Source organism: Sphingomonas sp. Sphisp66 (genome assembly GCF_047324325.1).
GTDB lineage: Bacteria > Pseudomonadota > Alphaproteobacteria > Sphingomonadales > Sphingomonadaceae > Sphingomonas.
The window spans coordinates 3,396,971-3,409,137 of the sequence record NZ_CP168508.1 but is presented as its reverse complement, the minus strand read 5'-3'; the positions used below and the strand labels follow the sequence as shown (position 1 = coordinate 3,409,137).

At 64.9% G+C, this 12,167-nt stretch carries 17 protein-coding genes; 7 read left to right on the top strand and 10 right to left on the bottom strand.

Features of this window, described 5'->3' with window-relative positions; all coding sequences use genetic code 11:
- The first annotated feature begins 18 nt into the window (after window positions 1-18).
- Entirely contained in the window at window positions 19-228 is a 210-nt protein-coding gene (locus tag ACEN8G_RS15345; protein ID WP_286711947.1) for a hypothetical protein, read from the top strand.
- A 4-nt stretch (window positions 229-232) separates the two neighbouring features.
- Here ACEN8G_RS15345 and ACEN8G_RS15340 read toward each other — a convergent pair whose 3' ends face one another.
- The 5 genes from ACEN8G_RS15340 to ACEN8G_RS15320 all read right to left on the bottom strand — a co-directional run bounded on the left by ACEN8G_RS15340 (window position 233) and on the right by ACEN8G_RS15320 (window position 1,913).
- Window positions 233-559, bottom strand: a complete 327-nt coding sequence (locus tag ACEN8G_RS15340) for a DUF6481 family protein (RefSeq protein ID WP_286711948.1) — start codon at window positions 557-559, stop codon at window positions 233-235.
- Between the two features lie 79 nt (window positions 560-638).
- Window positions 639-845, bottom strand: a complete 207-nt coding sequence (locus ACEN8G_RS15335; RefSeq protein WP_116841228.1) for a cold-shock protein — start codon at window positions 843-845, stop codon at window positions 639-641.
- A 152-nt stretch (window positions 846-997) separates the two neighbouring features.
- Window positions 998-1,276, bottom strand: coding sequence for a hypothetical protein (locus ACEN8G_RS15330; protein ID WP_286711949.1), 279 nt, complete (start codon window positions 1,274-1,276; stop codon window positions 998-1,000).
- Window positions 1,277-1,465: 189 nt separating this feature from the next.
- The gene (locus tag ACEN8G_RS15325) at window positions 1,466-1,654 is read right to left on the bottom strand and encodes a hypothetical protein (protein ID WP_286711950.1); all 189 of its coding nucleotides are present in this window, start codon (window positions 1,652-1,654) and stop codon (window positions 1,466-1,468) included.
- Between the two features lie 37 nt (window positions 1,655-1,691).
- Complete coding sequence (locus tag ACEN8G_RS15320) at window positions 1,692-1,913, bottom strand: hypothetical protein (RefSeq protein ID WP_413413696.1); 222 nt, start codon at window positions 1,911-1,913, stop codon at window positions 1,692-1,694.
- A gap of 347 nt (window positions 1,914-2,260) precedes the next feature.
- Between ACEN8G_RS15320 and ACEN8G_RS15315 the strand changes: the two genes are divergently transcribed.
- Genes ACEN8G_RS15315 through ACEN8G_RS15305 form a run of 3 tightly spaced genes read left to right on the top strand, consistent with a single transcriptional unit; the run spans window position 2,261 to window position 5,598 of the window.
- Window positions 2,261-4,336: a catalase gene (locus ACEN8G_RS15315; RefSeq protein ID WP_286711957.1), complete on the top strand. Its 2,076-nt coding sequence runs from the start codon at window positions 2,261-2,263 to the stop codon at window positions 4,334-4,336.
- Window positions 4,337-4,357: 21 nt separating this feature from the next.
- A complete protein-coding gene (locus ACEN8G_RS15310) occupies window positions 4,358-4,825 on the top strand; it encodes a hypothetical protein (RefSeq protein ID WP_286711952.1) in 468 nt (155 codons plus the stop codon).
- A complete protein-coding gene (locus tag ACEN8G_RS15305; protein WP_286711953.1) occupies window positions 4,822-5,598 on the top strand; it encodes a transglutaminase-like domain-containing protein in 777 nt (258 codons plus the stop codon). The genes ACEN8G_RS15310 and ACEN8G_RS15305 overlap by 4 nt, the downstream gene beginning before the upstream one ends.
- A gap of 76 nt (window positions 5,599-5,674) precedes the next feature.
- Here ACEN8G_RS15305 and ACEN8G_RS15300 read toward each other — a convergent pair whose 3' ends face one another.
- Entirely contained in the window at window positions 5,675-5,845 is a 171-nt protein-coding gene (locus tag ACEN8G_RS15300; protein ID WP_289024851.1) for a hypothetical protein, read from the bottom strand.
- A gap of 252 nt (window positions 5,846-6,097) precedes the next feature.
- On the opposite strand from ACEN8G_RS15300, the gene ACEN8G_RS15295 reads away from it, so the two are divergent.
- Entirely contained in the window at window positions 6,098-6,880 is a 783-nt protein-coding gene (locus tag ACEN8G_RS15295; RefSeq protein WP_286711955.1) for a hypothetical protein, read from the top strand.
- Here the strand turns inward: ACEN8G_RS15295 and ACEN8G_RS15290 are convergent.
- The 4 genes from ACEN8G_RS15290 to ACEN8G_RS15275 form a co-directional block, all read right to left on the bottom strand.
- The gene (locus ACEN8G_RS15290) at window positions 6,877-7,539 is read right to left on the bottom strand and encodes a hypothetical protein (protein ID WP_286711956.1); all 663 of its coding nucleotides are present in this window, start codon (window positions 7,537-7,539) and stop codon (window positions 6,877-6,879) included. The genes ACEN8G_RS15295 and ACEN8G_RS15290 overlap by 4 nt on opposite strands.
- A gap of 240 nt (window positions 7,540-7,779) precedes the next feature.
- Window positions 7,780-8,412, bottom strand: coding sequence for a tyrosine-type recombinase/integrase (locus tag ACEN8G_RS15285; protein WP_413413787.1), 633 nt, complete (start codon window positions 8,410-8,412; stop codon window positions 7,780-7,782).
- A 211-nt stretch (window positions 8,413-8,623) separates the two neighbouring features.
- On the bottom strand, window positions 8,624-9,547 hold the full coding sequence (locus ACEN8G_RS15280) for a HEPN domain-containing protein (protein ID WP_413413695.1): 924 nt from the start codon (window positions 9,545-9,547) through the stop codon (window positions 8,624-8,626).
- Window positions 9,547-9,840 carry an RNA polymerase sigma factor gene (locus ACEN8G_RS15275; protein WP_413413694.1) on the bottom strand — a complete coding sequence of 98 codons (294 nt, stop codon included), beginning with the start codon at window positions 9,838-9,840 and terminating at the stop codon, window positions 9,547-9,549. The genes ACEN8G_RS15280 and ACEN8G_RS15275 overlap by 1 nt, the downstream gene beginning before the upstream one ends.
- Window positions 9,841-10,317: 477 nt before the next feature.
- Between ACEN8G_RS15275 and ACEN8G_RS15270 the strand changes: the two genes are divergently transcribed.
- Both ACEN8G_RS15270 and ACEN8G_RS15265 read left to right on the top strand, forming a co-directional pair.
- Complete coding sequence (locus ACEN8G_RS15270) at window positions 10,318-10,788, top strand: RNA polymerase sigma factor (RefSeq protein WP_413413693.1); 471 nt, start codon at window positions 10,318-10,320, stop codon at window positions 10,786-10,788.
- Window positions 10,785-11,834: a FecR family protein gene (locus ACEN8G_RS15265; protein ID WP_413413692.1), complete on the top strand. Its 1,050-nt coding sequence runs from the start codon at window positions 10,785-10,787 to the stop codon at window positions 11,832-11,834. Before ACEN8G_RS15270 ends, ACEN8G_RS15265 begins: the two co-directional genes overlap by 4 nt.
- The last annotated feature ends 333 nt before the right edge of the window (window positions 11,835-12,167 follow it).

The window sequence follows — 12,167 nt, the reverse complement described above, 5'->3', positions numbered from 1 at the left end:
ATCCCAGGAGTATATACAATGTCACGAGTTCCCCTTCGCCCTTATCTCGTTACCAAGGACGAGGAAGGCATTTTCCGCGTCACCGTGCGGACCACACGCTTCAATTCACAGGGCTATCCGCTGGTCTCGGCCGAAGTCCTGGACGACGCGTTCAAGACACAAACCGCGGCGAAGGCGTTCGTGCGCGAGGAATATCGCGCCGAAGCCAACCAAATCGCCACCAAGTAGCGAGTTACTTGCGCGCCTTGCGGGCGGCGTAGCGTGCATCGCGTTCCGCCTTTCGCTCGGCGTCGCTTTTCGCCGGGACGATTTCCTCCGCAGCACTGGCAGCGATCTCGGCCGCCTGGGCGCGGGCATCGCACACCGCCTGCTTTTCGGCGGCGCGCTGGGCACGCCGGGCGGCCTGCGCGGTCTCACGCTTGAGTCCGGCGGCCTTGCGCTCGGCCAGCTTCGCCTCGCTGGGTGCGGGCTTGGCCCGCAGCAATGCCAGCGCCTTCAGCTTGGCGGTGCGGGAAAGCGCGGCGCGCTCGTTGAAATCGGGTGCTCGATAGGCTGTCATCTTGGACTTTCTGCAACAGATGCCGAAAGGGCGGACCCGGCGCACGCCGGACCCGCCCCATTCATTTCAGTAGGCCTGATCAGGCCGCCTGGAGATTCACCGCGGACGACTTGCCGCGCTGGTCGTTCTCGATCTCGTACGACAGGCGCTGATCCGCATTCAGCGTCGCCATACCGGCGCGCTCGACGGCGCTGATATGGACGAAGCTGTCATTGCCGCCGCCCTCGGGCGAGATGAAGCCATAGCCTTTGTCGATATTGAAGAATTTGACGGTGCCGATGGGCATGGGGATGTTCCTTTCGCGAACATGGGATTGTCCGCGCGCAGCTGCGCGCAGAGCCAAGAAGCGAGAAAAGGAAGGGTCGGCCCGGAAGCGTCGGTTTCCGTCGCAGGCGACGATAGCAATACGGATATGGGGTGCCGTCTGCGATATGCAACCTAGACTTCAATATTCCCCACATCGGCGAAGCCGCGATCGGGATTCTCGCTGAGGCCGCGATCCTTGTGGGCGACCAGTTCGAGCGCCTTCGCAGCATCCGTCGCGCCTTGTTGTCGCACGGCCGCCCGCTTGTCGCGCTTGTCGGCGTCCAGCGCCTCCTTGGCCCAGGCCGCCGCCGCGGTCGTCGCAATGGCCCGAACATTGGGCAGCACGGCATTGGCGGCAAGGGTAAGCTGGCGAGCCTGCTGCGCGCGGCACATGATGGCGGTGGGTTGCATCAGATTGTCCTTTCGAGAGGGAAGGCTGTGTAGGGTGGGATCAGATTATTCGGCACGGCCGGCGCGCCAGGGCAGGCCGGGCCGACGCACCATGTCCCCCGCACCGCGTGCACGCGCTCGTGAAATGGCCGCGATCCCAATGATTGCGGGCCGGCGGGAACATGGTTCCCGAACAACCGATGGAGGAGATCAAGCACCGGCGGCGCTTCCACCGGCCGCCGCCCGCTTCGCGGCCGCGACCGCGTCCTTGAGCGTGGTGTAGCGATAACCGTTCCAATGGAAATACGCCACGGGCACGCACTCGATGCCATAGGCCGCCATCAGTTCTTCGGCGTTCTGGGCATCGTGCTGTGGCACGGCAGCAAATTCGGTATTCATTCGGAATTCCCTGGTGCGGCTGATAGCCGAAGAGAAGTCAGCTGACGCGCCGCTGGGCCCAGTGACTGCGCGTGACCGTGCCGATCAGGACCTTCGAGCCATAGGCGCGTGTCACAGCCGCGGCGTCATCCGCATTGACGAAGACCACTCGCGTCCCGCTGGGGATAAGCGGTTCGATTGCGCTGATCACCGCGTTGAGCCTGGCTGAAGTGGCAATGACGTGATCGATCGCCGCATCGACGTTGACAGCGCGCGTCACGATGGTTTCCCCGAGCCGGATGGGGGAGCGGCCTCTCGCGAAAGGAGGGTTAGCTTCGGCCGGACGATCTTCGGATCGGGTTCGGGCGAGCGGAGAAGAGGCGATGGCGAGATCTGGGGCATGCACGGCTCCACGCAGAGCGGGAGCACGAACCATCTCTCAGTCGCATCCATGCTCGTGGCAAGGTGGAGCGATGCGCATCATATGGGGTGTCGTGCGCGTATTACGAGTGCTGCAAACAGGGCGGCCCGCCAATTCGCAATATCTTCTCGCACAGCCGGACATTCCCTGCCGCCGGCGCGTTCTCAACCCGACTTGCCGGATCATCGGCGACAAGGGAATTCCCATTGGCAATCAAAGACACGCGCAACGCCGGCAACGGCGGCGAAACCCATCAGCGCGCTGAGGGCGATGCCCCCGCCCTGACGACGAACCACGGCGTTCCGATCAGCGACAACCAGAACAGCCTGAAAGCTGGCACGCGCGGCCCGACCCTGCTCGAGGATTTCGTCCTTCGCGAGAAGATCTTCCATTTCGATCACGAGCGCATCCCGGAGCGGATCGTGCATGCGCGCGGCTCGGGCGCCCATGGTGTCTTCGAGGCGACGGACGATATCTCTGATCTGTCCAAAGCGGCGGTCTTCACCAAAGGCGAGAAGACCGAGGTGTTCGTCCGGTTCTCAACCGTCGCGGGCGGCGCCGGCTCTGTGGATACGCCGCGCGACGTGCGGGGCTTTGCAGTGAAATTCTACACGCGGGAGGGCAACTGGGACCTGGTCGGCAACAACATCCCCGTCTTCTTCATCCAGGACGCGATCAAGTTCCCCGATCTCGTCCACGCCGTAAAGATGGAGGCCGATCGCGGCTATCCGCAGGCCGGCAGCGCGCACGACACCTTCTGGGACTGGGCCTCGCTGATGCCCGAGACCACCCATATGCTGATGTGGGCGATGTCGGATCGCACGCTGCCGCGCTCGCTTCGCATGATAGAAGGCTTCGGCGTTCACACCTTCAAGCTGGTAAACACCGAGGGCAAGGCCAGCTTCGTCAAGTTCCACTGGAAGCCGCGCCTTGGGCTTCAGTCGACGATCTGGGACGAAGCGCTGAAACTTCAGGCCGCCGATAATGACTATCACCGCCGCGACCTGTTCGAGGCGATCGACACCGGCGCTTTTCCGCAGTGGGATCTGGGCATCCAGGTGTTCGACCAGGTCTTCGCTGACGCGCAGCCCTATGACGTGCTCGACGCGACCAAGCTCATCCCCGAGGAGGACATTCCCGTCCGCCTGATCGGCACGCTGACGCTCAACCGCAACGTCGACAATTTCTTCGCGGAGACCGAGCAGGTCGCCTTTCTCCCCAGCAACATCGTGCCCGGCATCGATTTCTCGAACGATCCGCTGCTTCAGGGCCGGTTGTTCAGCTATCTCGACACCCAGAAATCGCGCCTCGGCACCACCAATTTCCATCAGATCCCTATCAACACGCCGCGTTGCCCTTTTGGCAATTTCCAACGCGACGGCATGATGCAGACGATGGTTCCCAAGGGCCGCGCGAACTACGAGCCCAACAGCCTGGCCGATCATGGCGAAGAGGGTGGCCCGCGCGAGAGCCCCGCCACGGGGTTTGTCACTACCGACGAGCGTTCGGGGCCGGACGAGCAGGGCGAGAAGCTGCGCGTTCGCGCAGAGACCTTTGCCGATCACTACAGCCAGGCGCGACTCTTCTTCCTGTCGCAGACCGAAAGCGAGAAAGCGCATATTGCTTCGTCGTTCGTGTTCGAGCTGTCCAAGGTCGGCCTGCTCGATCAGGTGCCGCCGCGAATGGTGGCAAACCTGCGAAACGTCGATGAGGATCTGGCGAAGCGTGTTGCCGATGGCCTTGGCATCCCCCTGCCCAAAAAGGCGCCGGCTGCCCGGGAGCCGGTGGATATGGCCCCTTCCGACGCGCTGTCGATCCACAAGAACATGAAGACGACGCTTGAGGGACGCGCTGTCGGCATCCTGATTGCTGATGGAACCGACGCCGGGGAACTCGCCGCGCTGGTGGCAGCGGTGGACAAGGCTAAGGGAAAGCCGGTGATCGTCGCACCCAAGGTCGGCGGCGCGAAGCTGTCCGATGGATCGCAGCAAAAGGCCGATGGTCAGCTGGCGGGGATGCCGAGCCAGATTTTCGACGCAGTTGCGATCGTCCTGTCGGAGGCGGGCTGCGCCGCGCTTCTGAAGGAGGGCGCCGCGGTCGAGTTCGTGATGAACGCGTTCGGCCACCTCAAGGCGATCGGCGCCAGCGCCGCCGCGAAGCCGCTCCTCGACAAGGCCGGCGTCGTACCGGACGAAGGCGTGACCGACCTGACCGCCGCTTTCATCAAGGCTGCCAGCCAGCGCTTCTACCCACGCGAGCCCTCGCTTCGTACCCTCGCGTGACCGTCAGTAAGGGAGTTGGCCATGATTGACCCTTTCACTGCCTGGTCGCGCGTCGCCGCGGCGGGCTTCGAGATGCAATCGACCTGGTGGCGGGGCATCGAGACGCTCCAGGCGTCAGGCACGGTGATCGGCGCGCGGAGCGAGATGATGCGCCGTGACGCGGGAAGGCCGGCACAGTCCGATCTCTCCGAATATGCGCGGATGGGTCCCGAGAAGGTCGACGCGTTCGGGCGAAGCGCCGGCGCGGTCATGCGTGACACGGCGAAGATGCAGGCTTCCTGGATGCGCCAGATGCAACGGGTCGGCCTGGCCATGCTTTCTGGAAGGACGCCAACGCTCGCGGAGGCGTCCGCTCTGGCAAGCCAGAGCGCCGACTATGCATTGGACGCAGTCGCCGCCACCGCCAAACTATATGAGGCTGCCCTTGCCCCCATTCATCGCACCGCGACCGGAAATGCGCGGCGGCTCGGCAATGCGGGACGCAGATGAGTATCGAGATACGGACCCGGCTCGACTATTGGTTCGACTGCCCAACCGATGTTCTTCTGCAGATAGAGGCAGCCGCGATACCGGAGCAGGTGATCGAGACAGCGCGGCTCGATATTTCGCCGACCGAGCATTTTGCCCGGGTACCTGCGCAGGACATGATCGGAGAGCGCATCTGGCTCCGCGTCGAGGGACGGCTGCTGGTCGATTATCAGGCGCGCGTGACGATCGCGCGCGACCTGGACGATTGCCTGTCGCTGCCGATCATCCCGCCTCACCAGCTTCCCGGCGAAACGGTCCAATATCTGATGGCATCGCGCTACTGTCCGTCCGATCAGTTTCAGCCGTTCGTCGATGCCGAGTTCGGCGGTATCGAAGGCGGCGCCAAGATTATGGCGATGCGCGACTGGATTGCCGGCCACTTCTCTTATGTGCCCGGGGCAAGCGACGCCGAGACCACTGCCCTCGACACGTTCGTCAAACGACAAGGCATTTGCCGTGATTACGCGCACGTCATGATCGTGCTGGCACGCGCCGCCGGAGTGCCCGCCAGGATGGCGAGCGTTTATGCGCCTGGCGTCGAACCTCCTGACTTCCATGCGGTCGCCGAGGTGTTCGTCGGCGGGGCGTGGCATCTTGTCGATGCGACCGGCATGGCGAGGGAGAGCGACATGGCCAAGATCGGCATCGGCCGCGACGCGGCAGACGTCGCTTTCCTGACCGCTTTCGGCAATGCCACGATGAACGCGCAATCCGTTCAGGTCGATCTGCGATAACGTCAAGGCGGAGCCCGATAGCCGGCCAGCGACAACTTCTCCCAGGCAGGCAATCTTCCTCTGCCCGGGCAACGCGTCATTCAGGCGGCTTGCCTCCCCTCCATTCGATTGCCTCGAGCTGGGAGATCAGGTCATCGAAATCGGCATCGGGCTTGATCGCGAACGCGAGGTCGAACCCCTTGCCGAGCCGCTCCAGGTCCTTGGCCGTGAGTAGCCCCACGGCAACGATGCGTTCGTTGCGGTCCATCGATTTGCGACCCATTGTTGGCTGTTTGCGATTTAACGCACGCGCTGCAGCGCGCGTGCCATTCCCGCTAAAGATAATTCTTCGCCCGCGCCATCGCGGCCGCATTCCACACGCGCCGGCGTTGTGACGAAAGCAGACCGGGCTTATCCTTCGCTCCGAGGACTGGTAGGCTCGGCCGGTGGGCGCGTTCTCACGTCGGAACGCCGGCCCTATCGACATATCGACTGCACGATCATGGAGATTGCGATTGTGATGAAACGCCTTGCACCTCTGCTTGCGATCGCGCTCTTTGCGCCTTGTGCTGCCTCCGCCCAGTCCGCTCCGGATCTTGCCGATCTGGTAGGCTCCCGTGCGGCCGGCGGGGAGACCCAGCTTGAGGCCAGAGGATATGCCTTCATCACCGTCAACACGGTGCGCGATACCAAATGGTCCCTGTGGTGGAGTGATCGCCAGCGCCAGTGCGTCCAAGTGGCGACTTCCGACGGACGCTATGCAGCGATCGAGCGGGTACCGGAGGCGAATTGCAATCGCGGCGGCGGCCAGCCTTCCCGTCCGGACTATGCTCCGTCTGCGACGCGTCCGGGTGGCCCCGACTATGGAGCGGGAGCCGGCGATCGGTTCGGCCCGTCGATCACGCTCGTCTGCTATGGCGGCGGCAGCACGCCCAGTGCGCAATATCAATCGGGCTATGTCTATAATTCGCGCAGCCATCGCTTCGAGCCGCAATATGGCACGACGCTCGGCCGCGACGGCTTCTCCTCCGATCTCCAGATCGAAATCTGGCACGGTCGCGGCCGCATCCGGCCCGAGGGCAAGCTGGTCTCACCGATCCACAGCGGCGGCGACAACGGATGGTGGGACATTCAGAACCTGGTAGTCACACCCGACCGCATCACCGGCGAATATCGGATGAACGGGCTTAACAAGCCGCGGTTCGAGATCGATCGCCGCACCGGTATCATCCGCATCAAGGCTGCTACCAGCTTCAACGGCCGCTGTGACGCGGGCGACTGGCGCGGCGGCGGCGGTTTCTAGGCGAGCAAGGCGGCGAGCAGCGCGAAAACCAGCAGGCACTCGACCATCGTCAACGTGGCGATCCCGAAGCCGCGCAGCCTGGAGATGCGCAACGCATGGGCGAACCAGAAAGTCTGCAGCACGCCGTACCAGAGGAAGGCGCTCAGAGTCATTCCCAGCCCGGCGACCTGAAATGCCTGGTTCCCGTGGAATTGCGTCGACACCCCGCCGATACCGAGCACCAGCGCGAACACGCCGGCGGGATAGCATTGCGCATAGAATAGCGGCTTCAGGCTGTCGCGAGTCAGCTTCTCCTTCTGCCACCGCAGCATCGCCACCGCCATGATGAGCGGGAAGACGGCGAAGAAGAGAAGCCGCATGAGCAGCAGGCTGGTGTCGTCGCTGATCAATCCCGCGAGCCCCTGCTTCTCGGCCACGATCGCACTCTGCCCGACAAGGGCGAGCTCAATCGTGTGGCTCAGCAGCAGCGTGAGAAGCAGGAAGATCGGCGGACTGAGGACGTCGGGATATTGCTGCTCAGGCGTATCGCCGAGCTCGCTGTCGGCATAGGCCATCATCGCGAAAGGATGCCTGATCGTCCGCCATAGCGTGACCGGATAGAAGACCAGCCAGGTGATGATCTCGTAGAGCAGGTCGTCGAGCGACTTGAGGAATTGCATGAAATTCACGGCGGCTATTCAGCACATTTCGCGTCAAGCTGCATCGACAAACCCGGCCCGCAGCCGACGCCACGTTCGGCGCTCGCCAGCCGTATTCAGCGGCCTGCGGTCATGTGCGCCGGCAATTCGGTGCCGAAAAGACGTGTCCGTCGGCACGTGGGCCAGTGATGAAACTACTGGGGCGCATAGTAGTCCGGCATCAGAGCGGCCCATCCTGAGCACGGATGGGCCGCCCTAGCCTTAAATTTCCGTTCGTTCAGCAAGGGTCAGAGCATCTTCAATGTCGACGCCGAGATATCGGACAGTGTTCTCGATCTTCGTGTGGCCTAGCAGAATCTGGATCGCGCGAAGGTTGCCCGTGGCCTTGTAGATCATCGATGCCTTCGTGCGCCGTAGCGAGTGCGTGCCATATTCGGCACGGCGAAGTCCGACTGCCTCCACCCATTCATCGACAAGTCGAGCGTATTGGCGCGTGCTGAGGTGGCCGGCATGGTCGACTCGGCTTGGAAAAGCATAATCGTGGATTGTGCCGCCGCGGCGTTCGAACCAAGCGAACAAGCTTGCTCTGACATCGGCCGTCAGCTCGAACTGCACGGGTTTTCCGGTCTTCTGCTGGATGACGATCGCCCTTGTCCTGATGTCAGCTCCAGATACGAGATCGCCAATCTTGATTTTCACCAAGTCGCAGCCCCGCAGCTTGCTGTCGATCGCCAGGTCGAACAGCGCCCTGTCGCGGACGCGGCCTTCACGATCCAGGAAGAAACGAACGGCCCAGATTTGCTTCTGTGTCAGCGGTCGCTTGGCACCGACGGTCTTTCCGGCGTTCCACGCAGGCCGGCACTGCGCGACAGGATCATAATGTGAGTGTCCCATTGTTCGTCTCCACGGCCACAATTGGCCGCTGAGTGAACGCGTTGACCCAAATTGGCTTCGCCGCGATGCGGCAGCTGCCACCCAATAGAGGATGTCTAGCGCCTGCATGAACGACAGTCCGCTTTCGGGGTGCGCTGAAATGGTGCCGAATGACCGCTCTTGGGGCGCAAAACTGCCGCGCCAAGCCCGGATCAACTGGGGGTCGATTGTTCTACGCCGCCGCGCTTCTTTCAAGAGCTGCGATGTGCTCCTCGCAGATGACTTGAACAGTTCGGCCAAGCTCTTCTACGTGCTCGCCGAGCCAAGCCAACTCCTCGACACTAACGCGATAGTGCTTTGAGTAGCGCGCCTTCACGTATGCTTCCTTGAGCTTTTCGAAGCGTCCGCGGTCTGCTCGGGTGTCGCGCGGCCACGCATCGATGAGCCGCGGATCGATCCGCTCCGCCTGAGTCCGTAGGAAACCTAGGTTGTGCACATGCGGTGTGTAGAAGGTGCACACCAGCAACACGCAGTGATAAAGGCGCTCCGTGGCCTGATGGAGCTCAAACGCAGCCTTGTTGTTGCGGCCTCGATCGGCATTCGACCTGAAGTCGTCAAAGAATTCGCCCGCGCTTGGATACCATTGGCTGAAGTACTCCTGAGCCATCGCCAACGCCTGCTGCGGCGTCTTCGGCGTGGGCTTGTGCAGCTCCGTGCCGTCGCTTTCATACAGAGCGATCCCATCCCGGGCGACGTCCATGAAGAAGTAACGCCCGTGCGCCAGCCCGTCGTTCACCTCATGCAGGGTATGCACGATAAAGTTGACCGGTGTGCGCAGCGTCTTGGTGACGGCCAACTCTCGGTTCAGTCGCTCTTCGGCATTCGTCCAGAAGGCGGCACGATCGGTAAGCTTCTCGTGGTTGACGACGATCAGCAGGTCGAAGTCGGACTGGTAGCCCTTCGCCGTATGCGGCTCGTCGACCCAGCCACCGCGCGCATAGCTGCCGTAGAGGATGACCTTGAGGATGCGCGCCTGACGCTTCCAGTCGACCGTGGCGGTCGCGGTCGCGTCGCGGAATTCCTCGAACAGGATCTGCACCACGCGCTCCAGCTCGCGCTGCTTGGCCGGGGGCAGATGATCGAGGTCGGTACGCATCAATCCAACCCTAGCCACCGCACGAGGCGATGCAACCGGGTGACGGGCCGTTTGGCGCCGGATTCGACCAGACTGCGCGCCCGCGACGCCGTGTCGAGGTGGCGATCGATGGCGATCAGCGCCGCGACCAGCAGTCGTTCGACCTGCTCGATATCGATGCCGAGCCGCTCGGCGATCGCCGGATAGTCGAGCCCGTCCACCGCGCACAGCCGGAACACGGAGCGCTCCAGCTCGGGCAGCGCCGCGACCGCGGCGCGCATGTCGCGCTTCAGGGTGGCTTCGTCGTCGGACATGATCTGCTCCTTCCGCCGGCCAGGAGGGGCCGGCAGCGACGCACACCGGGCACGCCACAAGCGGTGGCCCGCACCGAAGGGCGAAGCGCCAGCGGAGCACCCGGCATCGCCGGGTTGCGGGGCGCCGCGGCGCGCCCGACAGGCGGCGTCCGGCCCCCCTGGCGGAGGAGTAAGAATCCAGCGCCGTCCGCCAGCTGTTGCGAACGGCCGCGAACTGACGCAGACTCGGGCCGCAGCGCGGTATCGAGCCGGCAGCCCGCTGCGGACTGACCGCCAGGCATCAAGCGCTTCCGGCCATCACGGTCGGCGGTAATCTTCCGAGGCATTGCCCGGCACGAGACAGGCGCTCGTGCGATCGACCATTCATGTCCGCGCCCCGCGCGGCGGCAGCTGCACGCGGTAACGCGGATGCGGCGGCCGGACGACGACCCTGGCGAGGCCCCCGGTGGTGGGGGCAGCGGCCAGGCACGCTTCGATATGCTCTACCGCGAGCAGGCGCCGCGCCTGCGGCGCTGGCTGGGCGCGCGCCTGCGCTCGAGCGAGGAGGCAGGCGACCTGGTGCAGGATGCGTTCGCGCGCCTGCTGAAGTCCGAAGCCTCGCAGGAGGTTCGCCAGCCCGAGGCGTTCCTCAACCGGATCGTGCGCAACCTGATGATCGACCGCTCGCGCCGGCTGTCGATCCGCACGCCGCACGTGCCGATCGACGAAGCGAACGAACCCGCGACCCGCGCAACCCAGGAGGATGGCATCGAGCTGGCACAGTTGCGCGAGCGCTACCGGGCCGCCGTCGACGCGCTGCCGCCGCGTACGCGCGAGGTGTTCCTGCTCCACCGCACCGATGGCCTGGGCTACAAGGAAATCGCGACTCAGCTCGGCATCAGCATCCGCACGGTGGAATGGCATGTCGGCGAAGCGCTGGTGCGGATCGGCAAGGACCTTGGGCAATGACCAGCGCCGACGGGCGCGCGGAGGACGATGGCGAGGCACTCGCCCGCGAGGCCGCGCACTGGTTCGCGCGGATGCGCAGCCCCGATGCCGGGGAGAGCCGCGCCGAGTTCGAGGCATGGCTCGCAGAGGATCCGGAGCATCTGGTCGCGTACAACCGCGCCGCCGAGATCTTTGCTATGGGAAAGTTGCTGTCGGAGCCGTACCAGTCGGTTCCCCTACCGGCACCGGCCCGACGGCGCAGGGTGCCGGCATGGGCGCTGGCGACGGTGGCCGCCTGCGTGGCCGGCATCGGTGGCTGGACCGCGCTGCATCGCTCGGGACTGGCTCCGAATCCTACCGAAAGCATCGCCGCCGCGACCGATCATCGCAGGATCTCGACGATCGCCGGCGAGACGCGCGTCGTGCGGCTGGCGGACGGATCGACCGTGCATCTCGGCGACGGGACCGTGCTCGACGTGGACATCGCCGTCCGGCAGCGCAACCTGAGGCTGCTCCAGGGCCAGGCACGGTTCGAAGTCGCGCACGAGCCGCGTCCCTTCATCGTCCAGGCCGGTGGCGGCAGCGTCACCGCGCGCGGCACGATCTTCGAAGTGGCGCTGACCCGCGCAGGCAAGGTCGATGTCCGCCTGCTGCAGGGCGCGGTCGACGTCGCGCTGCCGCGCCCGGTGTCGAACATACAGCCGGCGATCCGCAGGCTCGCGACGGGCGAGGGCGTGTCCTTCGCGGCGCAGCCGGTATCGCCCGAGCCGACGGCTACGCCGGCAGGCGCCGCGCCTTCGCCCTCGGCCGCTGCGCGCGACTTCGAGGCGACCCCGGTCGCCGAACTTGTCGCGCTCGCGAACCGCGGCGCCCGGCGTCCGATCCGGCTGGCAGATGCCGCGCTCGCCGGGCAGCGCGTGTCCGGGCGGTTCCGGGTCGACGACACCGAGCTGCTGGCCCGGCGGCTGGCTGCGCTGTTCGGCCGCGACGTGGACGCCAGCCATTCCGGCGAGATCGTGCTGGCGTCGACAAGCGGCGATGTCGCGACCGGCAAGGCGGGTGACTGACGGCGGGGGCTGGTGACCGGCCCGCGGTTTCAGCGGGCCGGTGAGGTGGATCCACGGGCGCGTCATCGGGCATCGCCGCATCTTTGCGGCAACGGGCGGCCTGCGGTACTTGGCGTCGCCGGCGGCGATCGGTGTTGCCCAGGCCAGGGTGCCTGGCGCTCAGCCCCATGCCGGTGCCGAAGAGCCTGGCGACGGTTGCCGCGACCCCGAAGCCCCCCTCGGCGCGTGCGGTACGCGAGACCGAACCGCACGCGCGGCGGGCTGCCCGGCGCCGCGGCGAGTTCGTGATTGCGCGACGAGCCCTTATGGGCCTCGTCGCCTGCCGGGCAACTC

What these genes read in the sequence shown, in the direction of transcription:
- ACEN8G_RS15300 (WP_289024851.1), bottom strand. Translation starts at nt 5,845, where the DNA reads ATGGACCGCAACGAACGCATCGTTGCCGTGGGGCTACTCACGGCCAAG.
- ACEN8G_RS15340 (WP_286711948.1), bottom strand. Translation starts at nt 559, where the DNA reads ATGACAGCCTATCGAGCACCCGATTTCAACGAGCGCGCCGCGCTTTCC.
- ACEN8G_RS15275 (WP_413413694.1), bottom strand. Translation starts at nt 9,840, where the DNA reads ATGTCCGACGACGAAGCCACCCTGAAGCGCGACATGCGCGCCGCGGTC.
- ACEN8G_RS15305 (WP_286711953.1), top strand. Translation starts at nt 4,822, where the DNA reads ATGAGTATCGAGATACGGACCCGGCTCGACTATTGGTTCGACTGCCCA.
- ACEN8G_RS15265 (WP_413413692.1), top strand. Translation starts at nt 10,785, where the DNA reads ATGACCAGCGCCGACGGGCGCGCGGAGGACGATGGCGAGGCACTCGCC.
- ACEN8G_RS15285 (WP_413413787.1), bottom strand. Translation starts at nt 8,412, where the DNA reads ATGGGACACTCACATTATGATCCTGTCGCGCAGTGCCGGCCTGCGTGG.
- ACEN8G_RS15295 (WP_286711955.1), top strand. Translation starts at nt 6,098, where the DNA reads ATGAAACGCCTTGCACCTCTGCTTGCGATCGCGCTCTTTGCGCCTTGT.
- ACEN8G_RS15310 (WP_286711952.1), top strand. Translation starts at nt 4,358, where the DNA reads ATGATTGACCCTTTCACTGCCTGGTCGCGCGTCGCCGCGGCGGGCTTC.
- ACEN8G_RS15335 (WP_116841228.1), bottom strand. Translation starts at nt 845, where the DNA reads ATGCCCATCGGCACCGTCAAATTCTTCAATATCGACAAAGGCTATGGC.
- ACEN8G_RS15290 (WP_286711956.1), bottom strand. Translation starts at nt 7,539, where the DNA reads ATGCAATTCCTCAAGTCGCTCGACGACCTGCTCTACGAGATCATCACC.
- ACEN8G_RS15330 (WP_286711949.1), bottom strand. Translation starts at nt 1,276, where the DNA reads ATGCAACCCACCGCCATCATGTGCCGCGCGCAGCAGGCTCGCCAGCTT.
- ACEN8G_RS15280 (WP_413413695.1), bottom strand. Translation starts at nt 9,547, where the DNA reads ATGCGTACCGACCTCGATCATCTGCCCCCGGCCAAGCAGCGCGAGCTG.
- ACEN8G_RS15345 (WP_286711947.1), top strand. Translation starts at nt 19, where the DNA reads ATGTCACGAGTTCCCCTTCGCCCTTATCTCGTTACCAAGGACGAGGAA.
- ACEN8G_RS15325 (WP_286711950.1), bottom strand. Translation starts at nt 1,654, where the DNA reads ATGAATACCGAATTTGCTGCCGTGCCACAGCACGATGCCCAGAACGCC.
- ACEN8G_RS15270 (WP_413413693.1), top strand. Translation starts at nt 10,318, where the DNA reads ATGCTCTACCGCGAGCAGGCGCCGCGCCTGCGGCGCTGGCTGGGCGCG.